This window comes from Streptomyces sp. RPA4-2 (assembly GCF_012273515.2).
GTDB lineage: Bacteria > Actinomycetota > Actinomycetes > Streptomycetales > Streptomycetaceae > Streptomyces > Streptomyces kaempferi.
Genome location: NZ_CP050975.2, coordinates 1,341,067 through 1,367,211, shown reverse-complemented (window position 1 = coordinate 1,367,211; position 26,145 = coordinate 1,341,067). Strand labels below are relative to the sequence as shown.

The 26,145-nt window shown below is 73.6% G+C and carries 8 protein-coding genes; 5 read left to right on the top strand and 3 right to left on the bottom strand.

What is annotated here, in order from left to right:
• The first annotated feature begins 252 nt into the window (after window positions 1–252).
• From HEP85_RS05515 to HEP85_RS05500, 4 genes are all read left to right on the top strand, one after another.
• Window positions 253–14,922 (top strand): SDR family NAD(P)-dependent oxidoreductase, encoded by a 14,670-nt coding sequence (locus HEP85_RS05515; protein ID WP_369657611.1) that lies wholly within the window; start codon window positions 253–255, stop codon window positions 14,920–14,922.
• A gap of 75 nt (window positions 14,923–14,997) precedes the next feature.
• On the top strand, window positions 14,998–17,580 hold the full coding sequence (locus tag HEP85_RS05510) for a thioester reductase domain-containing protein (RefSeq protein WP_168526693.1): 2,583 nt from the start codon (window positions 14,998–15,000) through the stop codon (window positions 17,578–17,580).
• Window positions 17,577–18,725 (top strand): alpha/beta hydrolase, encoded by a 1,149-nt coding sequence (locus HEP85_RS05505; RefSeq protein WP_168526691.1) that lies wholly within the window; start codon window positions 17,577–17,579, stop codon window positions 18,723–18,725. The genes HEP85_RS05510 and HEP85_RS05505 overlap by 4 nt, the downstream gene beginning before the upstream one ends.
• Before the next feature lie 61 nt (window positions 18,726–18,786).
• Window positions 18,787–19,566, top strand: coding sequence for an alpha/beta fold hydrolase (locus HEP85_RS05500; RefSeq protein ID WP_168526689.1), 780 nt, complete (start codon window positions 18,787–18,789; stop codon window positions 19,564–19,566).
• A gap of 37 nt (window positions 19,567–19,603) precedes the next feature.
• On the opposite strand, the gene HEP85_RS05495 is transcribed toward HEP85_RS05500, so the two are convergent.
• The 3 genes from HEP85_RS05495 to HEP85_RS05485 all read right to left on the bottom strand — a co-directional run bounded on the left by HEP85_RS05495 (window position 19,604) and on the right by HEP85_RS05485 (window position 23,016).
• Window positions 19,604–20,092: a hypothetical protein gene (locus HEP85_RS05495; RefSeq protein ID WP_168526687.1), complete on the bottom strand. Its 489-nt coding sequence runs from the start codon at window positions 20,090–20,092 to the stop codon at window positions 19,604–19,606.
• Between the two features lie 241 nt (window positions 20,093–20,333).
• Complete coding sequence (locus HEP85_RS05490; protein ID WP_168526685.1) at window positions 20,334–21,953, bottom strand: aromatic amino acid ammonia-lyase; 1,620 nt, start codon at window positions 21,951–21,953, stop codon at window positions 20,334–20,336.
• Between the two features lie 100 nt (window positions 21,954–22,053).
• Complete coding sequence (locus tag HEP85_RS05485) at window positions 22,054–23,016, bottom strand: ABC transporter substrate-binding protein (protein ID WP_168526683.1); 963 nt, start codon at window positions 23,014–23,016, stop codon at window positions 22,054–22,056.
• A gap of 452 nt (window positions 23,017–23,468) precedes the next feature.
• Here HEP85_RS05485 and HEP85_RS05480 point away from each other — a divergent pair, with 452 nt between their 5' ends.
• Window positions 23,469–26,090, top strand: a complete 2,622-nt coding sequence (locus tag HEP85_RS05480; RefSeq protein ID WP_369657610.1) for an ATP-binding protein — start codon at window positions 23,469–23,471, stop codon at window positions 26,088–26,090.
• Window positions 26,091–26,145 lie beyond the last annotated feature (55 nt).

Here is a 26,145-nt window from a genome sequence, read left to right as displayed (position 1 = left end):
GTACGTGGCGTCGTTCGTCACCCGTACGCCCCGAAACCCACCAAGAACCAGCCGAGTTCGCCGTCTGCCGTCTGCCGTCTGCCGTCTGCCGTCTGCCGTCTGCCGTCTGCCGTCTGCCGTCTGCCGTCTGCCGTCTGCCGTCTGCCGTCTGCCGTCTGCCGGACGTCGGCGGCATCAGCCGTACCCGTGCGCTCCGCCGTGGCGGCCGTACGGCATCCACCTGAGCCCGAGTTCACGAGGACACCTGCCCAGATGCCTGCGACCGAGTCCCCGAAGCAGTTCCCCGAGACGCCCGCGACCACCTCCGAGGACGTGCGGGCGTGGTTGACGTCGGCCGTCGCCGAGGCGGCCGGGCTCGCTCCGTCGGCCGTCGCCCCAGAACGTCCGATCGCGGAATTCGGCCTGGGCTCACGACAGTTGGTGACGCTGGCGGCGGATCTGTCCGAGCGGCTCGGCCGGCCCTTGGAGCCCTCCCTCGTCTTCAACCACCCCACGATCGCGGCGATCGCCGAAACGGTCCTCGGCGAAGGCCCCGCCCCGACCGCCGGCCCGGTCCCGGTCGCGGCTTCGGCGCCGGCCGGCACACCCGTACCGGCGGACGGCGACATCGCGATCATCTCCATGGCCTGCCGTTTCCCCGGCGGCGCCGACGACCCCGAGGCCCTGTGGCGGCTGCTGGCCGAGGGCGAGGACGCTGTCGGCGAGGTGCCCGAGGGCCGTTGGGACACCCATGCGCTGCTGGACCCCGACCCGGAGGCCGCCGGCAAGGCGTACACCCTGCGCGGCGGGTTCCTGACCGGCATCGACCGCTTCGACGCGCCCTTTTTCGGGATCTCGGCGCGCGAGGCCGCGGCCATGGACCCGCAGCAGCGGCTTCTGCTGCGGACCGGCTGGGAGGCGATCGAACGCGCCGGGATCGTCCCGGAGACACTGAACGGCAGCTCCACGGGCGTCTACGTCGGCCTGTACGACAGCGGATACCTCTCCGGGGCCCGCCTGGAGCAGCTCGACGGGCACGTGGGCACCGGCTCGGCGCCCAGCGTGGCGTCCGGGCGTATCGCGTACACCCTCGGTCTGCGGGGTCCGGCCGTGACCGTCGACACCGCCTGCTCCTCCTCCCTCGTCGCCCTGCACCTGGCGGCGCGGGCGCTGGCGAGCGGTGAGTGCGATCTCGCGCTTGCGGGGGGCGCCACGCTCCTCGTGACACCGCGCGGGCACGTCGAGTTCAGCAGGCTGCGCGGACTGTCGCCGACCGGGCGGTGCAGCCCGTTCTCCACCGAAGCCGACGGGGTGGTGTGGGGAGAGGGCTGTGGTCTGGTGCTGCTCAAGCGGCTCGCGGACGCGCGCCGGGACGGCGACCGGGTCCTCGCGGTCGTCAAGGGCTCGGCGGTCAACCAGGACGGCCGAAGCCAGGGCCTGAGCGCCCCCAACGGCCCGGCGCAGGAACGGGTGTTGCGCGCCGCGCTCGCCGACGCCGGACTCCGGCCGGAAGACCTGGACTTCGTCGAGGCGCACGGCACCGGTACGCGGCTCGGCGACCCCATCGAAGGCCGTGCGCTCGCTTCGGTGTTCGGACCGGGACGTCCGGCGGACCGGCCCCTCGCGGTCGGCTCCCTGAAGTCCAACATCGGTCACACTCAGGCCGCGGCGGGCATCGGCGGCGTCATCAAGACCGTCCTGTCCCTCGGTCACGAACTGCTCCCCGCGTCCTTGCACGCGAAGACCCCGACCGAGCACGTCGACTGGGCCGGCGGCGGCCTGCGGGTGCACAGCGACGCCGGAGCCTGGCCGCGGCGCGGCGACCGGGTACGGCGGGCCGGAGTCAGCGCGTTCGGAATCAGCGGAACCAACGCGCACGTGGTCCTGGAGGAGGCACCGCAGGACGTGGCACGACCGGCCGCGCCCGTGACTGCCACGCCCGCCCGGCGGCCGGGCACGGACGAGCCGGGCATGGAGGAGCCGGGCATGGAGGAGCCGGGCATGGAGGAGCCGGGCATGGAGGAGCCGGGCATGGAGGAGCCCGGCACCGAGGAACCCCGCGCCGAGGAACCCCGCACGGGACGCGCCGCAGCGCTCTTCCCGCTGTCCGCCCGCACCCTCCCGGCGCTCAGAGGACAGGCCGCCCGCCTGCTCGACGCGCTCACCGCACGCCCTGGTGTGGCGCTGCCCGCCGTGGCCGCGACCCTGGCCCACCACCGCACGCACTTCGAACACCGCGCCGTCGTCCGGGCGGCCGACCGCGACGAACTGCTCGCGGCCCTGCGCGCACTCGCCGCGGGACGGCCCGACACCGAGCTCCTCGTGGGTCCCCTACCGGCATGTCCGCCGGGAAAGCTGGCGTTCGTCCTCCCCGGCCAGGGTGCCCAGTGGTCCGGCATGGCCCGCGAACTCCTGGACACCTCCCCGGTGTTCGCCGACGAACTCGACCGGTGCGACGCGGCCCTGCGCCCGTTCACCGTCTGGTCGGTGGCGGCCGTCCTGCGCGGCGACGAGGATGCCCCGTCCCTGGAGCGCGTGGATGTCGTCCAGCCGGTCCTGTTCGCCGTGATGGTCTCCCTGGCCGCGCTGTGGCGGGCCCGTGGCGTACGACCGGACGCGGTGATCGGGCACAGCCAGGGCGAGGTCGCCGCGGCCTGTGTGGCCGGCGCGCTCAGCCTCAACGACGCGGCGGCGGTGGTCGCCCTGCGCAGCCAGGCCCTGACCGCGCTGTCCGGCACCGGCACCATGGCCGTCGTCGCCCTGCCGCACGCCGAGGTCGAGGCACACCTCGCCGGGCTGGGCGGACGGGTCTGCGTCGCCGCCGTGAACAGCGGCCGTTCGACGGTGATCGCCGGTGACACGGAACCGCTCGAAGCCCTGCTCGCCGACCTCGACCGGCAGCAGGTGTTCGTCCGCCGCCTCGACGTCGACTACGCCTCCCACAGCGCCCGGGTCGAGCCGCTGCGCACGACGATCCTCGGCGAACTCGACGGCGTCACCACCTGCCCGGCGCCCGTCGCCTGGTACTCCACGGTCACCGGCGAGCCGGTCACGGAGGAACTCGAGGCCGACTACTGGTACACGAACCTGCGCGAACCCGTCCGCTTCGCGCCCACCGTGGAACGCATGGTGGCCGACGGCTACCGCTGCTTCGTCGAACTCAGCCCCCACCCCTCCCTCGTCACCGCCCTGCGCACGGTCGCCGAGGACTCCGGCCACGAAGACCTGGTCGCCGTCGGATCGCTGCGTCGTGACGAGGACGGACCGGCGTGTCTGGACCGGGCCGCCGCCGAACTCCACGTCCACGGAAGGCCGATCGACTGGCACCGGCTGGTACCCGACACGGAGAGCGTCGAACTTCCCACGTACGCCTGGGACACGCAGTCCTACTGGATCGAACCCGAGCCCGCGGCCGGAGCCCCCGGACTCCTCGACCGCGCCGCGCACCCGCTGCTCGGCATTCAGCTGCAGTCCGCGGACGAGACACGCTGGACCTTCCGCCACGAGTGGTCCCCGGCCACCGCCGACTGGCTGTCCGACCACACCGTGTTCGGACGAACCGTGGTGTCGGGCACCACCCTGATGGAGCTGTGCCGGGCCGCCCTCGCCGTGGCCCGCCCGGACGTTCCCGGCGACGTGAGCGACCTGCTCCTGCTCGCGCCCCTCGTCCTGCCGGAGTCCGGCACGGTCGAGGTGTCCGTCGAGGTGGTCACCACGGGCTCCGCCCCGGAGATCACCGTGCACAGTCGCCCGCGCGGTCGGCCGAACCCCGACTGGACCCTGCACACGACCGCTTCGGCGGCCGTGCCCCTCCCGGCGCCGCCCGGCCGGCCGCCGGTGTGGCCGGAGGCCGCCGAGTCCGTCTGGAACACGCGGACGTACGAGCGGCTGAGCGACCTGGGCCTCGGCTACGGCCCGGCCTTCCAGGGCGTCCGGTCGGCGGTCACGACCACCGTCGACGGCGAACTGCTGGCCCGGCTCTCCCTGCCCGCCGTGGCCCGGGCGACGACCGACGCCTACCCGGTCCACCCGGCACTGCTGGACGCGGCGCTGCACGTGGCCGCCGCCCTGGACACGGGCGGCGCGTCCGACGGCCGGGTGCTGCTGCCCGTCGCGGTGGGCCGATGCGTCCTGCCGCCCGGCGGCACCGGCGACCTCACGGCGCTGGTCCGGAGGTCGGGAGGCTCCGGGACGGACCTCACCCTCGACGTGACGCTGTGGGACGCGGACGGCTTTCCGGCGGGCCGGCTGGAGGACGTACGGCTGCGGGCTGCCGACCCGGCGGACCTGAACGGCGCCTCGGAGAACGGCCGTCACCTGTACGAAGTGGCGTGGACGGCCGCGCCCGAAGAACCGACCGGAGCGCCGGGCGCCGTGTGGGCCGTCCACGGCGACCGCTCGGACCCGGACGTCGCCGCCGCCGTACGCGGCCTGGAGGCGGCGGGCCTCCAGGTGCGGGAGACGGACGCCGACATCCTCGTACGGTTCTGGCCGCGTCCGGCGCCTGGCGCGGAACCGGCCGCCGCCGCACAGGAATTGGCCGCCGACGCGCTGGCCGGACTGCGTGACCTCTCGGCGCTCGCGCAGGACCGGCTGCCCGCCCGGACCGTGTGGGTGACCCGTGGCGCGATCGCGACCGGTGCCGGAGACTCCGTGCCCGGGCTGGCCCAGTCCGTGCTGTGGGGCATGGCCCGCAGCGCCCGGACCGAACACCCGCACCTCGGACTGACCCTGCTGGACCTCGACGGCCCCGGACCCTCCGGCCTCCCCTCCGGCGATGTCCTCGCGGCTGCCGCCGCGCACGCCGACGAGCCCGAACTCGCCCTCCGGGCAGGCACTTTGCTCGTACCGCGGCTGGTGCGCGCCCGCGTGACGGACACCTTGCGGATTCCGGCCGGGGACCAGTACGAACTGACCGGGCTCCCGGCGGATCCCGCCCTGCGCGCGGTCGCCTCCCACGTCCTGGCCGCCGGCCAGGTCAGGATCCAGGTGCACGCCGTCGCGGTCCCCGGCCCCGGCGGCGCGCTGCCCCGTACCGCGTGCGCCGGTGTGCTGACCGAGGCCGGCGCCGATACCGGGGACCTGGCTCCCGGTCTGCGGGTCTGCGCCCTCGCCGAGACGCCACCCGGCTCCGAGGCGGTCGCGGACGCACGGCGGCTCGCGGTGCTCCCGGACGACGTGCCGTTCACCACGGCGGCAGCCCTGGCCCTCGCGGCCGGTGGCGCGGGCGCCGCGGGAGAACCGGCCGAGGCGTTGCACGCCGCCCTCACCGGTGCGACACGTGCGGCCCGCCCCCGGGCCCTGCCCGTCACCGGCGCACGCGAGGCACTGCGGCGCCTGACCGCGTCCGGCGAGCCCGTCGTCCTCGACCTGGTGCCGAGGCAGGCAACGTTCGCCCCGTCGCGACGCCCGGCACGCCCTTTCGCCGCGCCGGCCGACAGCCCGAGTACGCCCAGTGGAACGGTGCCTGCCCCGGCACCGGCCGGGCGTCCCGGCCCGGTACCCACGGACGGCACGGTGCTGATCACCGGCGGTCTCGGCGCGGTCGGCCGCCACATCGCCCGGCTTCTGGCGGAACAGGGCGTCCCCCGTCTTCTTCTGATGTCTCGTCGGGGGCCGGACGACCCGCACGCCGGCGAGGCCATTGCCGAACTGACCGCGCTCGGCGCCGAGGTCGAGATCGCCGCGTGCGACGTCGCGGACGCCGAAGCCCTGGCCGGCGTACTCGCCCGTGTGACAACGGAGTTGCCGCTGCGCGGTGTCGTCCACTGCGCCGGAGTCCTGGCCGACGGCGTGATCGCCGACCTGACGCCCGAACGCCTCGCGCGGGTGCTGCGTCCCAAGGTCGACGGCGCCGCCCATCTGCACCGGCTCACCGCCGATCTGCCCCTCGACCTGTTCCTGCTGATCTCCTCGGCGGCCGGTGTCGTCGGCACCGCGGGCCAGGCCAACTACGCGGCGGCCAACGTCTATCTCGACCAACTCGCCCACCACCGAACCGCCCTGGGCCTGCCCGGCGTCTCCGTCTCCTTCGGTGCCTGGGCGGGCGAGGGCTTCGCCGCCGAACACGCCGACCTGGACCGGATGGCCCGTGCCGGCCACCGGGCCCTCACCCCGGACCAGGGCCGTGAACTCGTCGAACTCGCCCTGCTCCACGGCGCACCACACCTGGTCGCCTGGTCCCTGGACCTGCCCCGGCTGCGCGAGAACACGGCGGCCGCGGACCAACGCTCGACGGCACTGTGGCGCGCGTTGCTGCCCGCGCCGCGCGGCAACCGGGACGCGGGCGAAGCCCTGGCGGACCGGCTGGCCCGGCTGCCGGAGACCGAACGCGCCGCCCGCGTCCTGGGCCTGGTCCGCGAGGAGGCCGCCCGAGCACTCGGCCTGCGCTCGGCCGAATCCGTGCGGCCCGACCGGCCGTTGCGTGACCTCGGCATGGACTCGGTGACGGCGGTGGAGCTGCGCAACCGCATAGGCACCCGGATCGGAGCCAGGCTGCCCGCCACCCTGCTCTTCGACCACCCCACCGCGGCCCGGCTCACCGCGCATCTGCTGGCCACCACGCTCGGCGCCGGCGGCCCCAGGGCCCCGCGGAGCGCGCCCGGTCCGCGGCACGCCCGCGACACCACGCCCGCCGCGGACGAGCCACTGGCGCTGGTGGGCATGGCGTGCCGGCTGCCCGGCGGCGTGCACGACCCCGAGGGCCTGTGGCACCTGGTGGCCGAGGGCCGCGACGCGGTCGGCCCGTTCCCCGAGGCACGCTGGGACGTGCGGTCGCTGTACGACCCCGACCCGGAGGCCCTGGGCAAGTCGTACGCCCGGGAGGGCGGATTCCTCGACGAGCTGGACTCCTTCGACGCGGGCTTCTTCGGCATCACGCCGAAGGAGGCGGCAGCCATGGACCCGCAGCAGCGCGTGCTGCTGGAGACGGCGTGGGAGGCGCTGGAGCGCGCCGGGATCGTCCCCGCCGACCTGGCGGGCAGCCCCACCGGCGTGTACGTCGGCATGTTCGGCAGCGACTACCTCGCGGGCTCCCGGCTCGACCAGCTGGACGGGTACGTCGGCACCGGGTCGGCCCTGAGCGTGGCCTCGGGACGGCTCGCGTACACGCTGGGTCTGAACGGACCCGCGCTCACCGTGGACACGGCCTGCTCCTCGTCGCTGGTGGCGCTGCACCTGGCGGCGCAGGCGCTCCGGTCGGGGGAGTGCGACCTCGCGCTCGCCGGCGGCGTGACCCTGATGGTGACACCGGGGACCTTCGTCGAGTTCAGCCGTCTGCGGGGGCTGTCTCCGACCGGCCGCTGCCGCTCCTTCTCCGACGACGCCGACGGAGCCGTCTGGGCCGAGGGGGCGGGCATGGTCGTACTGAAGCGGCTCGGCGACGCGCGCCGCGACGGCGACGAGGTGCTCGCCGTACTGCGCGGTACCGCGGTCAACCAGGACGGCCGCAGTCAGGGTCTGTCCGCGCCCAACGGCCCGGCCCAGGAGCAGGTGGTCCGGCGTGCGCTGGAGCTGTCCGGGCTGGCACCCGCCGACATCGACCACGTCGAGGCGCACGGGACCGGGACGACGCTCGGCGACCCGATCGAGGCGAACGCCCTGGCGGAGGTCTTCGGCGCCTCGCGTCCGCAGGGCCGGCCCCTGTATCTCGGCTCACTCAAGTCCAACATCGGTCACGCGCAGGCCGCTTCGGGCGTGCTCGGGCTGATCAAGGTCGTCCAGTCCCTGCGTCACCACTCGCTGCCCCGCACCCTGCACGCCGGCACGCCCAGTCGCCATGTCGACTGGGACCGCAGTGGGTTGCGGCTGCTGCGGGAGACGGCTCCCTGGCCGTTCACGGGTGAGCGCGTACGTCGGGCCGGCGTGAGCGCCTTCGGGATCAGCGGGACCAACGCGCACCTGGTCGTGGAGGAGGCCCCGCGGGCCGAGGCGCGGCCGACGGCCGAAGCCGGCGCAGGCAGCGGTGCAGGCACCGGCACCGGCAAAAGGCTGTTCGTGCTGTCCGGGCGCAGTGAGTCCGCCGTACGCGGGCAGGCGGAGCGGCTGTCCCGTCACCTCACGCGGGACGTCGCTCTGCCGGACGTCGCCCACACCCTGGCGCGACACCGCGGCCACTTCGAGCGGCGGGCGGGGATCGTGGCGGGCGACCGCGACGAACTGCGCGCCCGGCTCGACGCGCTGGCGAGCGGACGGACACCGCCGGGCCGGCCGCACGAGGGACGGACGGGCGGGGTGGCCTTCGTCCTCGCCGGGCACGGCGGCCAATGGCCTGGAATGGGCGCGGAGTTGGTCACCGAGTCGGTGGCCTTCCACGAGGAGCTGTCCCGGATCGACGAAGCGGTGCACCGCCGCGTCGGCTGGTCGGTCCTCAACGTACTGCGAGCCCCCGAGGAGTTCACCCCGCTCGACCGGACGGAGTTCCTCCAGCCGGTGCTGTTCGCGCTGAACGCGTCCCTGGCCGCCGCCTGGCGAGCGCTCGGCGTCCGCCCGGACGCCGTGGTCGGGCACAGCCTCGGCGAGATCGCCGCCGCGTACACCGCGGGCGCCCTCACCCTGGACGACGCCGCGGCCGTGGTGACCGCACGTGCCGGCGCGGTCGCCCCGCTGGTCGGGCAGGGCGGCATGCTGTCCCTGGAACTCCCGCTCGCGGAGGCTGAGGAACTGCTCGCGCCCCACCGGGGCCGGCTGTTCGTCGCGGCCGTCAACAGCGCGTCCTCCACCGCCGTGTCCGGCGACGCCGAGGCGCTGGACGGGCTGCGCCGGCGACTCGACGCGCAGGGCGTTCCCGTACGACGGCTGTCGACCCCGTTCGCCTCCCACACCCCCCTGATGGACCCGGTCCGCGAGGACCTGCTCGACCGGCTCGACGGCATCAGGGGCACCCGCACCCCGACCCCGCTCTACTCGACGGTGCTGGCCGCGCCAGTGCCCGGTGACCGGCTGGACGCCGACCACTGGTACGCCAACCTCGGCCGCCCGGTCCGATTCGCGGACACGATCCGGCGGATGCTCGACGACGGCTACCGCTACTTCGTCGAGCTCAGCCCTCACCCGTCGCTCACGGCGTCGGTCGAGGCGGTGGCGGCCGAGGCGGGGATCGACGCGGTGGCCGTCGGCTCGCTGAGCCGGCAGCGGGACGGACAGGACGTACTGCTGCGCGGACTGGGTGAGTTGTACGAGGCCGGGTACACGCCCGACTGGCCGGTGCTGTTCCCCCGGGGCCGCCGCGTCGATCTGCCCACGTACGCCTTCGCCCGCGAACGCCACTGGCTCGCACCCGCCCCGGCCGCCGCGACGGCCGGAGGCTCACCGCTCCTCGGTACGCACGTCGAGGCCAGCGACACACCCGGCCGGCACCTCTTCCAGAACGAGATCGACCTGCGCGACAGCCGCTTCGCCTACCTCGGCGACCACCGGGTCGGCGGCGAGGTCTGGCTGCCCGGCGCCGCGTTCCTCGACCTCGCGATGGAGGCCGCCTCGGCGGTGCGGGACGGTGACGAGGCGCGGAACGGCGGTGAGGTGCGGCTCGCCGACGTGAGGTTCGTACGGCCCCTGGCGCTCGACGCCGAGCGGCCCGTACGGGTGCAACTGGTCCTGCGGCCCGCCGAGGACGGCTCACGGGACTTCACCATCTCCTCGGCCCCCGCCGGTGAGCGGCCGGCCCGGTGGGAGCGGCATGTCACCGGACGCGTCCTGACCGGCGCCGCCGAACCGGCGCCGGACGCGGGTGAGGAGCTCGCGGCGCTGCGCGAGAGGTGCGGGGAGGAGGTCGGCCTGTCGGCCGTCTACGCGGGGCTGACCGCCCTCGGCATCGACTACGGCCCCGCCTTCCGGGGCCTGGAACAGGGCCACCGCACGGATTCCGAAGCGGTGGGCCGGCTCGCCCGGCGTCCTGCCGCCGGTCATCTCGTGCACCCCGCCGTGCTCGACGCCGCCTTCCACACGGCGGCACTGCCGGCGAACGCCCCCGAGGGCCGGGCGTTCGTGCCCGCCGGTGTCGGACGGCTGCGCTTCACCGACCTCGGTGGCACTCCCGCGTGGGTGACCTGCCGACTGCGTTCCGTGGAGGGCGACACCGCGCTGCTGGATCTCAGGCTCTGGGACGAGGACGGCCAACTGGTCCTGGAGGCGACGGAGTTCGCACTGACCGCGCTCACGCGGGCGGACGCCGCGCTCTTCGAGACCCGCTGGCAGCCACGCTCCGACGCACAGGAGCCGGCCGGCCGGGGCGGCTGGCTGCTCCTCGCCGACGGGACCGGAGTGGCTGCCGCGCTCGCGGAGCGGCTGGCCGCCGCCTCGACACCGCATGTGATCGCCCGCACCGGCGAGGCGTTCGGCGCCGAGGGACCCGGCCGCTACGTCCTCGATCCGGCCGACCCGGGGCAGGTGGCCCGGCTGCTCGACGAGGCCTTCGCCGACGGACCGCCCGAACGGGTGGTGCAGTTGTCCGCGCTCGGCGCGCCCTCGATCGAGAACACCGCCACGGCGGAGGAGGCCGCACGCCGGTGCTGCCTCAGCACCCTGCACCTGGTGCGGGCACTCGCCGACCACCCGCGGGGCCGCGCCCCGCGTCTGTTCGTGGTCGTACGCGGCACCCAGGCCGCCGGTGGCAGCTCACAGGTGACGCACCCTCAGCAGGCGCTCGCGTGGGGCTTCGGCCTCACGGTGGCCCAGGAGCACCCGGAACTGTCGACCACGCTGATCGACCTGCCGGCCACGGACGGCGGCGACGCCCTGTGGACGCAACTGCGGCACGCGGACGACGAACGGCTCGTCGCACTGCGGGAGTCGGGCCGGCTGGTACCGAGGCTGACCCGCACCCGCCCCGACGACGGCGGGCACGACGGGATCACCGCGGACGGCGTGTACCTGATCACGGGCGGTCTCGGCGGACTCGGCCGGGTGGTCGCCGAGCGGCTGGTGCGCCTGGGCGCCCGCAGGCTGGCCCTGCTGAGCCGCGGCGGACCCGACGCGGACACGGCGAGCTGGATCGCCGGGCTCGAAGCGCGCGGTGTCACCGTGTGTCCCGCCCGCGCGGACGTCGCCGACCGTGATGCCCTGACGGCCGCGCTGGACGCCGTACGGCAGGCGGCCGGACCGATCGCCGGGGTCGTCCACGCGGCAGGTGTCCTCGACGACGCCACGGTGGCCACCCTGACCGACGACCGCGTCCTGAGCGTCCTCGCACCCAAGGTCCTGGGCACCGCCCTGCTCACCGAACTCGTGCCGGAGGCGGGGCAGTTCGTGCTCTTCGCCTCGGCGGCCGGTCTGCTCGGCTCGGCCGGGCAGGGCCCGTACGCGGCGGCGAACGCCTTCCTCGACGCCTGGGCGCACCATCTGTCCCGCACCGACCGCCGGGCGCTGAGCCTGGACTGGGGCGCCTGGGCGGGGGTGGGCATGGTCGCCGGGTCCGGGACCCGGGCCGCCGAGACCGGCCGGTCGGGTCTGATCGCCTTCTCCCCGCAGGAGGGCGGCGACCTGTTCGAGCGGCTGCTCCCCACCTCCCGCCGCCAACTCGCCCCTGTCGCCCTAGACTTGGAGGCCCTGGCGCTCGACCTGGACGCGGCCCGCACCCGCCCGATCCTGGGCGACCTGATCACCACCACGGCGGCCTCGGCGGACACGGACGGCCTCGTCACAGGGGTGTTCGCGGCGACCACGGACCAGGACCGCGCCGCACGGCTCGAAGCGTACGTACGGGCCAAGGTCGCCCAGGTCTCCGGCGGTGCGGTCGACGCGTCCGCGACCACGCCCCTCAAGGAACTGGGCCTGGACTCCCTGATGCTCGTCCGGCTGCGCAACGCCTTCGCACGCGAACTCGGCGCCGAACTCCCCACCACCGACGTGTTCTCGGCGTCCGACATCCGGGGCCTGGCACGAACGCTGGGCGAGATGCTGCCCGCACACGGCACCGGGGCACGGGAGGAGGAACGGCGGCCCGAGCGCGCACCGGAGGTACCCGAAAACGAACTGCGGCCCGCGACCCGCGACATGGTACGGCTGTTGCGCAGCGCCCGGCCGGACATGCCGGACGCGGCGCACGCCATCGGCCTGGCCGCACGGCTCACCGCGCCGACCACCCGTGAGGCCCTGGCCGGCATCCTCACCCGGCTCGCCGGACGGCATGCCGCGCTGCGCACGGCGATGCCCGGCGGCGGCGGACAGGGCCGGCAGATACGCGTGGAAAGGGAGTTGGCCGCGCCGCTCCTGCACTGGACGGCCGTGAGCGGCGACGCCGGACTCGACGCCGCCGACCAGCTGCGCCGACTGCTGGAGCCACCGTTCGACCTGGCGGACGCGCCGCTGTGGCGCTTCGAGTTGCTGGACGCGGGCGAGGGCGGCCAGCTCCTCGTGTTCGGCGCCCACCACGCCGTGAGCGATCTGCGGTCGCTGCTGCTCGTCGCGGGGGAGATCGACGCCGAACTGTCAGGCACTCCACTCGGCGACACGGTCAGCAATCGCGACCTCGACCTGCTGATCGAGGCCCAGCGCACCGGAGGCACCCCCGGTGAGGACACGGCCGAGTGGCGCGAGGCCTTCCACGGCGCCGCGCGCCTCGACCTGACCCTCGCCCGGCCCCGCCCGGCGACCCGTTCGTACCGGGCCGGGAGCGTCACCGTGGAGATACCCGACGGTCTCATGGAACGGGTGACGGCGGCCGCGAGCCGGCTCGCCGTCACACCCGCGGCCTTCTGCCTCGGCACTCTGACCGTGCTGCTGGCCAGGGCGCGGGAACGCGAGCGCTTCGTACTCGCCGTGCCCGTCGACACCCGGATCCACGCCGACGCGTACGACGCGGTGGGCTTCTTCGGGGTGCCCGTCCCCTTCCCGGCACAGGCCGGGGCGGGGGAGCGGATCGAGGACGTGCTGCGCCGCACGGACGCGCGCCTGGACCGGATCCTCGCCAAGGGCGCCATGTTCTCGGACGTGTTGCCGACCCTCGCCGGACAGGGGCTGCACCGGGCGAACGCGCCCCTGGTGGAGGTGTACTTCAACTACGTACGTTCCTCCGCCGGCCGCCTCGAACGGCTGGAGGTGCTCCCCGCCGGTACGGGCTACTCCGACCTCGACCTCATGATCACCATGACCCCGGACGCGGGCCGTGTCCGCCTCGACCACAACCTCGACATCCTGGACGCGGAGACCTCGGCAGACCTGGCGCGACAGTTCCTGCGGCTGCTCGCGGACGCGGCCGACGACCCGACGGCGGCGGTCCGTGCGCAGGCGGAGACGACCAGTGCGACGACAGGGAACGGCGGGGCGTCGACGGGCGTCCCGATCGCCGGTGAGCCCGCCGCACGCCCGCGCCGCTCGCTCGCTCTCGCCGCCACCTTCGCGCTCGGCCATCTGCCGTCGCTGTGCGCGGCGGCGGCCGAGGAGGAGACGGCGGGGGAGCGGACACCGGACGGGGTACGCGACGCGGCACCCGACCGGGTGCGGGACGCGGGCCCGACGGTCGCCGAAGCCCCGTACCACCAGGTGCTCGCCGCCCTGCGCGACCCGTCGGGCGTCTTCGCCGACCCCGCGTCGGCGGTGGGCGTGGTGCTGCTGCGGGCGGCGGACCTGGAACGGTTCGGCCCGGTCACCGACGCGGTGCTCGACGAACTGCGCGCCGCGTACTCGGCCGCGCTGAAGGCCCTGTCCGAGCGGACCCGCAAGCCGCTGATCGTGGGCTTCCTGCCCACCGCGCGTCAGGAGGACCGCTTCACGCGGTGGGAGGACGACCTCGCCGCCGAACTCACCGGCTCCCCCGGCATCGCGGTGCTCCGCCCGGACGACTGGACACGCCACCACAGCGTCGCGGAACGCTTCGACGAACGAACCGAACGGCTGGCCCATCTTCCCTTCACACCGCCCTTCCAGGCGGCGGTGGCCCTGCGGGTGGCCGAGGTCGTACGAGCGGTGCGGCGCCCCACACCGAAGGTGATCGCGGTGGACGGTGACCAGACCCTGTGGGGCGGGGTGGCCGGGGAGATCGGCCCGGACGCGGTGGACCTGGCCGGTCCGCGCGCCCACCTCGCGCGCAGGCTGCTCGAATGGCGGGCGGCCGGCGTACTGCTGGCACTGGTCAGCAACAACGACGAGGACACGGTACGAGCCGTCCTGGACCGTCCGGACAGCCTGTTGAAGGCAGAGCACTTCAGCGCGCTCTCCGTCACCTGGGGGCCGAAGCCGGACCGGCTCTCCCGGGCGGCGCGCACGCTCGGCCTGGGACTCGACAGCTTCCTCTACCTCGACGACAACCCGGTCGAGATCGCGGCGATGCGGTCGGCGCTGCCGCAGGTTCTGTCACTGACCTGCCCACCGGCGGCCGAACTCGACGACTTCCTCGGCCGGTTGTGGCCGCTCGTCCCGGCGGCGGCGACGGCCGAGGACGGGCTGCGGGCACGGTTCTACGCGCAGGAACGGGAGCGGGACGCGGCCCGCGAGCAGGCCGGATTCGAGGAGTTCCTCGCCCAACTGGAGCTTCAGGTCGACATCAGGGCCCTGTCCGGGGACGACGTCGAGCGGGCCGGGCAACTGGTCCGCCGCACCAATCAGTTCGTCCTCCACCCCCGGTCGGCCGACGGCGGCGATCTGGCGCGGTGGCGGGAACACGGCGAGGTGTGGACGGCCGCGGCGCGCGACCGGTTCGGCGACTACGGGCAGATCGGCCTGCTCGCCCTGCGCGCGGAAGGCGGCCGACTCGACGTCCTCGCCTGGGCGATGAGCTGCCGGGCGCTCGGCCGGGGCGTCGAGGAGCGGATGCTGCGGTGGCTGGCCGACCGCGCCGACCGGCTGGGCTGCGCGAAGGTCCGCCTGACGGCGGAGCGCACCGCGCGCAACCTGCCGGCCCGGCGTCTGCTGGCCGCGCTCGGCGGCGCCGACCAGGACGACGAGCGCCTGGAGAGCGTGGTCACGCCGGATCAGCTGCGGGCCTTCCGCTCCTGGCGGCGACGGTGAGCGGGACGGCCACGGCAGGTGGCCCGGTCCGTGACAGCGGTGCGGAAGAGACAGGGCACAGGGGGAAGGGCTCTCATGCGTGAAGTGAACGAGGACACGTCGTCGTACGCCGGACAGCGGGCGGCCGGCGAGGCGATCGAGCGCGGTGGCGGGGGGCTGAGCGTGGCGGCCCTGCTGTCCAGGGCAGGTCTCGCCGCCGGACCCGAGCCGGTCGTGAGCGGCACGGGACCGGGCGCGGGCGAGGTGGATCCGACCACGAGCGTCACGGGTGAGGGTGAGGGTGAGGGTGAGGGCGCGGGTGTCGCCCCCTCCGGTCCCGGTACCGAAGGTGAGCACGACGCGGGCGCCTCGCACGGCTCCGCTCCGCCCCCCACCTCACCCGACGTGGACGGCCTGGCCTCCGCGATCGCCGAGGCGGCCGGTCCCTTCGTACCCGAAGGACGGCTGTCACCCGACAGCGACTTCTTCGACGCCGGGGGAACCTCCGTCGGTGCCGTGGAACTCGTCGCGGCCCTGGAGGACTCACTGGGCGTCGAGTTGGACCTCGACGAGGTGTTCGCCGACGCCCGGCCGCGCAGCCTCGCCCGCCGCTGGCTGGCGACCGCCGGTACCGCCGCGGCCCCGGCCGCTCCTGGCACGTCGGAAACGCCCGCACCCGCGTGGAGTTCGGCCCCGCCGGTTCCGGCACCGCGCACGGCTCCGCCCGGGACGGTTCCCCGTACGCCGCTGCCCAGTACGACGGGCGCCTCTTGGACGGCCGTGGGTGACACCCCCCTCTCCCCGTCGTCCCCGCCGTCCGCGTACTCCCGGCCTTCCTCGGACCCTTCGGCCCGGCCCGAAGACCTGGAGCGGATCCTGGCCGACCTCTCGCTCGCCGACCGTCTGCCCTGGACCGGCTCGCCCGAGCCGCTGCCGCCCCGCCGGATCCTGCTCACCGGCGCCACCGGCTTCCTCGGCGGCCATCTGCTCCTCGACCTGCTCAGACACAGCGACGCCCACGTGTACTGTCTCGTCCGCGCCACCGATGAGGAGGCGGCCTCGGCCCGCCTCGGCGCGGCGCTGAAGACCCACCGGCTGCCCTGGTCCTCGGAGATCCGCCGCCGGGTGACGGTCCTCCCCGGCGACATCCGCCGGCCGCGCCTCGGCCTGTCGGACGACCTCTGGAACACGCTCGCCCACGAGCTGGACAGCGTGGTCGGGGTGGCGGCGGCCGTGGACTTCCTGCGCGGTTACCAGTCGCTGCGGCAGAGCAACGTCATCGGCGCGCTGACCCTGGCCGAACTCGCGGCGACCGGCCCGCCGAAGCCGCTGCACCACATCTCCTCCATCGCGGTCTTCAACGAGGTCGGCATCGCCTCCATGGGGGAGGACGACCAACTCGCCCATGCCGACCGTCTCGTGGCGGGCTACGACCAGACGAAGTGGGCCGCCGAGGTCGCGCTGCGCAGGGCGCGCGACCACGGTCTGGTCGTCACCGCGATGCGTCCCGGAGGCATCGGAGGTCACACGAGAACCGGTGCCTACAACCCACAGGACCTCAGCAGCGGACTCATCTCGGCCTTCGCCCGCTTCCGCACCGTACCCGCCTTCCAGTACCTGAACTCGGCCCCGGTGGACTGGGTGAGCCGGGTCGCGGCCGCCGTCGTCTGCGAACCGGACGCCTGGGGCCACGACTACAACCTGACCGGCGTGCCCAACACCCTCGACGACGTCGTACGGGACATGGCGTTCGGCGGCATGCACGTGCGCGTACAGGACTGGGACGAGTGGCGCGCCGACGCTCTGGCCCGCCTCGAGGCCGACCCGGTACCCGAACTGGACTTCCTGACCCGGGTGTTGCGCAGCCCCACCGCCCTCAGACTGTGCGAGGCCACCCTGAAGGGACCCGCGGCCACCGGTGAACGCACCGCCGCGCTCGTCGAGGCACTCGGCCTTCGGCCCCCGGCCCGCTACGACTCACGGGCGCAGCTGCGGACGTTCGAGCGTCTCGCCGAGGACGGCCTGGCCAGGCTCCCGCACAAGGACGACCAGCCGTATCTGTGGTTCCCCGAGACGACCGAAGGCTCCGTGGGGCCCGTCGGCACCGCCGCCGACACCCCCTGCTCGATGGCGCTGACCCTCTCCATCGCGAGCATGTACCAACTGGTGGGGGAGCGGCGGGTGGACGCCGGTGGCGAGCTGGTGTGCTCCGCCGTGCATCCCGAACCGCTGGTCGTGGCACACGGGGACGTCTGGGTCCGCCCCGAGGAGGGCATTCCGCGGGAGCACGGACAGCACCATCGACTCCTGCGCTACCGGCTGCTGTTGCGTGACGCCGACGGCGGCCGCTGGTGGCTGGAGGGGCACAAGCACGCCCGCGCCCGCCGTGACGTGTGGCGGCAGACCCGCGCACTGCGCGTCGACATCGGCCGGGAGGGCGAACCTGCCGCACTCACCGGCGAGTTGGTCGTGCCCGCGGACAGCTATGTACGCGACCAGATCGACGGCATCAAGGTCGATCCGCGCCTGACCGCGCGGGAACAGCGGGCCGCCAAGCTGACCTGGCTCGCCTGGTTCGGCCTGGAGATGGGCCGCGGGCTGCTCGGCCCCTTCGCCCGTGCCGCCGCGGACCTCCTCGACCTGCGCCGCACCCCGACCTCCCCGGAGCGCCACCTATGATCCTCAGAACCGCCGCCTCCCGCACCCGCCAGCCGGTCCGCAAGGTCCGGACGGCCACGACCACGACCGCGGCCCCGCACCCCCTCCGCCACCGCCTCGACCCGGCCCGGGTCGAGGAGATCCCCTTCAGTACCCGGGACGGCGTACGTCTCGCGCTCACCCGTGTCGACAGCGGCGAGCGGGATCTGCCCGCCGTGCTGCTCCTGCACGGGCACACCGCGTCCGCCGACATGTTCCTGCTCCCCGAGACCCGCAACCTCGTCGACGTCCTGCTCGACGACGGCTACGAGCCCTGGCTGCTCGACTGGCGGGGCAGCCGCCGCTTCCCGTACAACGAGACCGGCCGGAGGTACACCTACGACGACGTCGCCCTGTACGACATCCCCGAAGCCGTCACCCGCGTCCGTGAACGCGTCGGCGACCGGCCGCTGTTCGTGGTCGCCCACTGCGTCGGCTCCCTCACCCTGTCGCTGAGCATGGCGGCGGGACTGGTGCCCGGGCTCGCGGGCGTCGTCTCCCAAGGCGTGTTCCTGACGCCGAAGCTCGCGGGGCGCACCTCGCTGCGCATGACGGTGGCGGGCGAACTGCTGCGCAACCGGATCGACCACATCCCGGTCGACTTCCGCAAGGTGGGCCTGCGGTCGAGGTACACGCCGCTGTTCGCCCTCGCTTCGCGCGGGGCGGCCTGCCCGGACCCGACCTGCCAGATCCTCCACAACTCGGCCTGGGGCTCGGGTGCCTCGCTCTTCGTGCACGAGAACCTGTCCGACGCCACCCACGACCGGCTCGCCGAACTCCTCGGGCCCGCGCCCCTGTGGATCCTGCCGCACCTGCGCCGCATCGAACTGGCCCGTACCGTCGTGCGCTGGCACGACACCGACCACCGTTACCGGGCGCTGCCGCCCAACGCGCTGGACGCGGCGGCCCGCATCGACACCCCGGTACTGCTGCTCGCGGGCAGCGAGAACGGACTGTGGCTGGACTCGCAGCGGCTGTGCCACGAGGTACTGGCACACCGGCAGCCCCAGCTGGACGTCTCGTACGCCGAGATCCCCGGTTACGGCCACCTGGACACGTTCCTGGGCCGGGGCGCAGCCCTCGACGTGTTCGGGCACATCCTCGAATTCCTCGGCGAACGACGGTGACGGCGGCCCGTGCGGCCGGATACCGTACCGGTCAGTAACCGGACCGCACCCAGGAGGCCCCATGCCGCAGCTCGATGTCGACGGCGCCGCGCTGACGTACGACGACGAGGGCCCCCGTGACGGCGGCGGCGTCCCCCTGGTGTTCCTGCACGGCTGGACGGCCAACCGGCGCCGCTGGGACCACCAGGTGGCGCACTTCGCCGAGAACCGGCGAGTGGTCCGGCTGGACCTGCGCGGGCACGGCGAGAGCGGCGGGGCGGGGGTGCGTACGATCGCGGAGCTGGCGACGGACGTCCTCGCGGTCCTCGACCACCTGAAGATCGAGCGCTTCGTCCTGGTCGGTCACTCCATGGGCGGGATGATCTCCCAGACCATCGCCCTCGCCCACCCCGAGCGGGTCGAACGCATGGTCCTGGTCAGCTCGATCAGCAGGATGACCTACAGCCGGGGACGGGGCCTGCTCATGGCGGCGTCGACGCTGGTCCCGTTCAAGCTGTTCGTGGCCACCAACATCCAGCGCGCCTTCGCCCCGGGCTATCCGCGCGAGGAGATCCGGGAGTACGTCCGCACCTCGGCGGACACCCCGCGCGAGGTGGTCATGACGCTGTACGGCGCCATGCGGTCCTTCGACGTCCTCGACCGGCTCGGCGAGATCCGCACCCCGACCCTCCTGGTCCACGGCTACTACGACATCCAGCTGCCCGTCGCGCAGATGCTCCGGATGGCGAAGGCCTACCCGGACGCGGTGGTGCGGATCCTGGACGCCGGCCACGAACTGCCCGTGGAGAAGCCGGCGGAACTCACCGCCGCCGTCGAGGGGTTCGTGACCGACCGGCCGTGAGCCGCCGGACCCCAGGACCAGGTGGGTCGGCGGCCGTTCAGGAGATCCGGTAGATCCCCTCGGGTCCGTCGTGCGCCATGGCGGCGTACTCCTCGAACCCGAGGTTGCCGATGCTCAGGTTCGCGTGGATGTCGCGGATCCCCGCGGGGACGGTGCGGAAGGAGTGCCCGAACTCGGTGAGCCGCCGGTGGTCCTCGTCGTCCTCGTACTCCTCCCGCCTCAGCGTGGTGACCGCCAGCAGCGCGTGGTGCGCGGCCCGCATGGTGGTCCCGTCGGCCAGGAAGACGACCGACAGGTTCTCGTCGGCGCGGACCGCGGCGACCACGTCGTCGGCACCGGCCTCCGCCCAGGCCGGGTCGTCCACGACATGGAGGCCCGCCGCGTACTGCCCGTCGCCCCCGTCGTCGCCCCCGGGCTCCGCGAGGGCAGCCGTCACGGCCCGCCAGGACACGTCGTCGTGATAGTCCGTCCTGACGACCAGCGCATCGAATTCGTCCCGGCCGACGACGGCGGGCAACACGTTCATGGAACGTTCTCCTCGGTGACTGCGGTGACTGCGGTGACTGCGGTGACTGCGGTGACTGCGGTGGGGCGACCGGTCGACGGTACGACGTCCACGCCGTCCGGATGGGCAGTCGGGGCCGTCGCCGCCGCGCGAGCTTCAGTACCGGTCGGTATCGGCAGGCAGCGAACGGGCCCGGGGCGCCGAGCGTCTCCCGGCCGCCGGGGGGCGCCGGGCAGGTCGGGCGATCACACTCCGGAAACCGCTACAGCGATGCGGAGGTCGGCGTGTCGGCGGTGTGTCCCTCCGCCGCCGCGAACTCCGCGAACTCCGCGAACTCCGCGAACTCCGCAAGCAGCGCCGCGGCCCTCGCCACGTCGCTGGTCAGGGAGCGGTCCTCCATCGCCGGATTCAGCACCGCCGCGGCCCGCGCGTAGGCCCGCCCCGCGGCGGTCAGCGGGTCGGGAACCGTACCGCGTTGCCGCAAGGCCCGTACGGCGGCCACCAGTTCACAGCCCAGGACCAGCCGGTACGCGTCTGCGAGCCGGAGCGTCTTGCGGGCCGCCTGGGTGGCGAAGCTCGCCGCCTCCTCCGTCCCCTGCGACAGCACCACGTGCCCGAGAGCGGCCGGCGCGGCACACGTCTGGACCTCGGCGACCGCGGCCGCCGCGCTGTACTCGAGGATCATCATCCCCGACCCCGCGGACGCCTCGTCGGCCAAGTAGGAACGCAGTCCGGTCAGTTCGGAGCGGCCGAGTCCGGAGAGCCGGGCGGCGGAGAGCCTGGCCGTGCCCAGGACGGCGAGGCACACCCCGTCGAGCGCCAGCGTGAGCGGGGCGGCGAAGAAGCCGCCGTGATGATGGGCGCTCGGGGCGCCACCGGCCCCGTCCCAGCCGATCAGGGGGTTCTCCACCGCGGAGTTGAGGTCGATGGCGAGCACCGCGTCCAGGGTGCTCCACGCCTCCGTCGCCGGGCCGTGTGCCTGCGGGAAGCAGCGGAAGCCGAAGGGATCCTGGACGCGCGGGGACGGCGGCCACGGCGTCCGCGACGCACCGAGCAGCCGTCGTACGCGCGCGGCGGCGCGCTGTGTGGGCGGATGCGGGTGCGCGTGGTGGACCTCGGGCGCGTACGCCTCCAGGGACGCGTCGATCGCGCACAGGGACAGGGCCGCCACCACGTGCGCGGCGCGCAGCAACGCGCCGAGGTCGTGACAGGCGAGCGCGGACTGCCCCAGGGTGAGGGCGTTGCTGCTCAACAGGGAGAGGGCGTCGCCGCGTTCGATCCGTAGCGGCTCGGGGAGCGGCTCACCGTCGTCCGCCCGGTCGTGCTCCCAAGGCCCGTGTCCGAACAACGCGAGTCCGAGTTCGGCCAGCGCCGTCAGATCCCCCGTGCCCACCGACCCGTACTCGCTGACCGGTGGATGCACACCCGCCCGCAGGGCGTCCAGCACGGCCGTGGCGATCGCGGGGCGCAACCCCGAGCCTCCGGCGAGCAGTTGGTTGGCCCGGACCGCCATCATCGCGCGGACCTGGCGCACCGGCAGCCGCTCCCCGATGCCGCCCGCGTGGCTGAGCAGCAGGCGCAGGTCATGGCCGTCACTGTCGCGTTCCTCGACGGCGACGCCGCGGTGGGCTCCGACACCGGTGGTGCGCCCGTAGGCCCGGGTGCCCTCCGCCGCCAGCGCCTGGGCGGCCCGGTGCGAACGCTCCATCCCCTCCAGTGCCGCCGGACGCACGGTGGCGAGCGGGGCTCCGCCGGCGATCCGGGCGACCGCGCGCGCGTCCAGACCGTGGCCCGTCAGCGCCACCCCGGCGGGCACGGCGGCCACGCGCGCACCAGCGGTGCGCGGATCGTCAGGGGGCGTTTCGGCGGTGCGCTCGAGCATGACGGACGGTCTCCTCACCCACACGGCCCCGGGCGTCCCCACCCCCGAGGTGCCGGACAGCGGGCCGGAGCGGATCCCCGCTCCGGCCGGCGCGCGTCCGTCAGGACAGTCCGGCGGACGACAGCCACTTCTTGGCCACGTCCAGCGGGTCCTTGTTGTCGTTCTGCACCTGGGCGTTGAGGTCCACCAGGGCGTCCGTGTCGAGCTTCGCCGACACGGCGTTGAGGGCGGAGACCCCCTCGGAGGTGAGACCGCTCTTGTAGGCGAGCGGAGTGACGTTCTCGAAACCGAAGAGATTCTTCGAGTCCTGGAGAACGACGAACTTGTTCTTGGTGATTCCGGGGTCGGTCGAGAAGATATCCGCGGCCTGGATGTTGTTGCCCTTCAGAGCCGCGACGGTCAGCGGGCCACCCGCGTCCAGGGCCTTGAACGACTTGAAATTCAGGCCGTATTCGGACTTCAGGCCGACCAGTCCCTGCTTGCGGGTCTGGAACTCCGGGGAACCGCCGATGACCATGTCCTTCGCCGCGTCGGCGAGGTCGGCGATGGTCGACTTCTCGGTGAGACTGTACTTCTTGGCGGTGGCCTCGTTCACCGCGACCGCGTCCTTGTCCTGGGCCTCGGAGGGCTCCAGCAGGGTCAGCTTCGCGTCGAGACCGGCGGTGATGGCCTTGGAGGTGTCCTCGACCGTCGTCGGGGCCGCCTTGGCGTCCAGATAGGCCAGCAGAGCGCCGTTGTACTCGGGCAGAACGGTGATCGTGCCGTTCTTGATCAGACCATAGGTCGTCTCACGGCTTCCGATGTTGAGCTTGTAACTGACCTTGATGCCCTTGGCCTTCAGGGCTTCGCCGTAGATGTCGGCGATCAGGATGCTCTCGGGGAAGTTGTTGGAACCGACCACGACCGTGCCGCCCTTGGCGGTGTCACCCTTCAGCGGGTCCTTGCCGTCGGAGTTGTTGTCGGAGGAACCGCAGCCCGTGAGGGCGGCCGCGGCCACAACCAGCAGGGACACAGCATACGTTGCGGTCGTTCGGGGGCTTCTGGCGTGGGTCACGTTGGTCATCCAGACTTGTGCATGGGGGTCGACGGTCGGTAGGCGTGGCGTGTAGTCGATCCAATCGAGCGCAGTAACGCACCGTCAAGACACGAATAGATCACCGATGGAGACCAGGCGGCTTCACCGCGTGTGCGCAACTCGATCGAAAGGGCGGCGAAACAGACGTTTCGCCGTGTCACTTTTTGGTTGATCATGGCCGTACTCTTGCGGCAACCGCTAATGTTGGCCGAGTCGGGGGACATGGTTCCACTTGCTCGGCCCGAGCGTGCTGACACGACCCGTTCACGCAGCCCGGGCCGCGGGCTTCCAATTGGGAATGAAGTCAAGGAGGTTTGGTGCCCGCGCACAGGAAAGCCGCCCGGGGGCCGCAGACCACGGCTCCCCGAATAAGCCGGACGCCTTCCCTCCTCGACCGTTGGCCTTTCCGACGGAAACTCAACGTCCTGGTCATTGTTCCGTTGGCCGTCGTTTCCGCGATGATCGCGTACATCGTCTACTCCGAGATGGACTCGGCCCGTTCCGCGGCCGCGACCGCCCGTCTCGTACGGGACAGCGCGCAGGTCACCCAACTCATCGACGGAGTGCAGACCGAGCACCGGCAGGCGCTCCTGGTCTCCCTGCGCCACGAGGCCGCCCGCCCCGGTGACAAGGCGTCCGACACCTCCGCGTTCCTCCAGGCGCAGCAGAAGGTCACCGCCCAGGCGGAGGCCGTGCGGGCCACCTACGGCGACCGGCTGCCCGAGGCCGAGGCCCAGGCGCTCAAGGAGCTGGAGGGCCTCGACAGCCTCCGGAAGACCATCGAGCAGGGCCCCATCCCCGCCGACAACATCGACCCGGCGTACGGATCAGTGATCGAAGGCCTCATCAACGGCCTCGGACTGGGCCAGTCGGGCGGTGAGTCCTCGGAGTCCGCGGGCAATCTGCTCGACGCGCTGTTGCGTGCCGACACCGCCCACGCGTCCTTCGAGACCAGCGTCTTCGCGGCCCGCACCCGCGACGCCAACGCGCTCATCGAGTACACCGGAGCCGTCGGCGACTACGAGCAGTACACCTACCAGGCCGATCGCTTCACCCGGTTGGCGAGCCAGGAGCAGGGCTCCGCACTCGCCTCGATCGAGCACAGCGCCTACCAGAGCGTCATCGCCCAGCACTACGCGGCGCTCCAGGTCGACCCCGGCGGTCTGGTCGCCGAGAGCCCGGCGCAGTTGCGCACCGCGCTCCAGGGCGCGCTGACCGCCGACCCGACGTACGAGCGCCAGGCCCAGAACCGGCTGAAGATCACCGAGTCGCTCATCAACGAGATCGCCGCCGACACCCAGTCGGCGTCCGACGACGCCTGGTGGCAGGTGCTCTGGCTGGTGGCCGCGAACCTCGCCGCCTTCGCGGCGTGGATCCTGTTCTCGGTGCTGGTGCGCCGCTCCGTGGTGCGGACCGTGCGCAGTCTCACCCAGGCGGCCCAGCACGTGGCGGCCGCCGCAGAGACGGAACTAGCCAGGGTCGCGGACGACGACGCCGAGGACACGGGCCCGCCGCGGCTCGAAGCCGTTCCCGTGCCGGTCCGCGACGAGATCGGCGAACTCGCCGAAGCCTTCAATCAGGTGCAGGTCACCGCGAGTGCCCTGCTGGAGCGCCAGGTCGTCAGCCGCCGCAACATCGCCGAGATGTTCGGCAACGTCGGCCACCGCGTCAGCAACCTGACCGCACGGCAACTCGCGCTGATCGACTCCGTGGAACGCGGTGAGACCGACCCCGAGGTACTGGACCGGCTCTACCGCATCGACCACATCGCCGTACGTCTCCAGCGCAACGCCGACAGCCTGATGCTGCTCGCCGGCATCCGTGAGACGGGCCTCAACTCCGGTCCCATGCGGCTCAGTAACATCGTCCGCGCCGCGCTCGGCCAGATCGAGGGCTATCAGCGTGTCACGCCGCACGCCGAGGGCGATGTCACCATCGCCCCCGACATCGTCGGCGACCTGACGCTGATGCTCGCCGAACTCCTGGAGAACGCCGTGACGTTCTCCCCGGCGTCCAGCAGCGTCGAGGTGGTCCTGAGACCCCGGCACGGCGCCGGCGGCGGCGCCCTGATCGAGATCATCGACCACGGGCTGGGGATGAGCGCCGAGCGGCTGGAGGAGGAGAACGCCCGCCTGATCCGCCGTGAACGGCTGGACCTGGCCCCGACCGAGGTCCTCGGCCTGTTCGTGGTCGGTGGTCTCTCCCGGCGCTGGGGCATCGAGGTCGTCCTGACCCGCACCCCGGGCGGCGGTGTCACGGCCACGGTCGCTGTTCCCGGGGCCCACCTGCTGCTCGCCGACCCCACCGGAGCCGCGGCCAGGGCGCCGCACATCCTGCCTCCGCCCCGTCGTTCGGGCCTCGCCGAACCGCGCCCCGCCGCCGTCGACCCGGAGCCGGGGCCGTCGGCCCTGCCCCGCAGGATTCCCGCCCGCGGCGGTGGCACGGAGTCCCCGGGCCACGCGGGCCGTCAGGAACCGGCCTCCGAGGGCGGCGTGGGCTACGGCGGTCCCGGCGCGGCGCGGCCCAGGCCGGGCCGCGCCACGGCAGCCGAAGCGCCGGCCCGCCCGGGACCCGGAGTCCGCGAGGCAGCGGGACACGGCGCACCGGGGAGCGGTGCCGCCGGTCCGGTACGGCAGCGCGGCACCGGCGCCGTCGGCGGGCTCGGACTGCCACCCCGTAGCGCGGGCGGCGGCCTCGGGCAGGCGCCCCGCGCCACGCAGGACGGCCTCGGACAGCCACCCCGTGGCGGGAGTCCGGGACGCGGCTCGGGCCCGGTCCCGGCGGCGTCCGACAGTGGCCCGGCGCGACCGGCCGAGGGCGGTGCCAGTCCGCTGCGACGCCGCGTTCGCGGCGCGACCCTGCAGGCCACCACCGCCTCGACCCGGCTGCCCAGGGAAGCCGTCACCAACCCCAACCCGCGTCCCCCCGCTTGGCAGACCGCCGACGCGGAAGCGGCGCGCTCCGAGATCGACGAGTTCGAGGAAGCCGTCCTGCGGGCCGAGCGTGAGAGCGCTGCCGGGTACCGGGGGAGCGGCGGCGGGCCGGCTCGTTCAGGGGGGTAAGCCCGGCACCTCGACCGAACACAGCACAGAGAACAACAGATCCTCATTCCCGGAA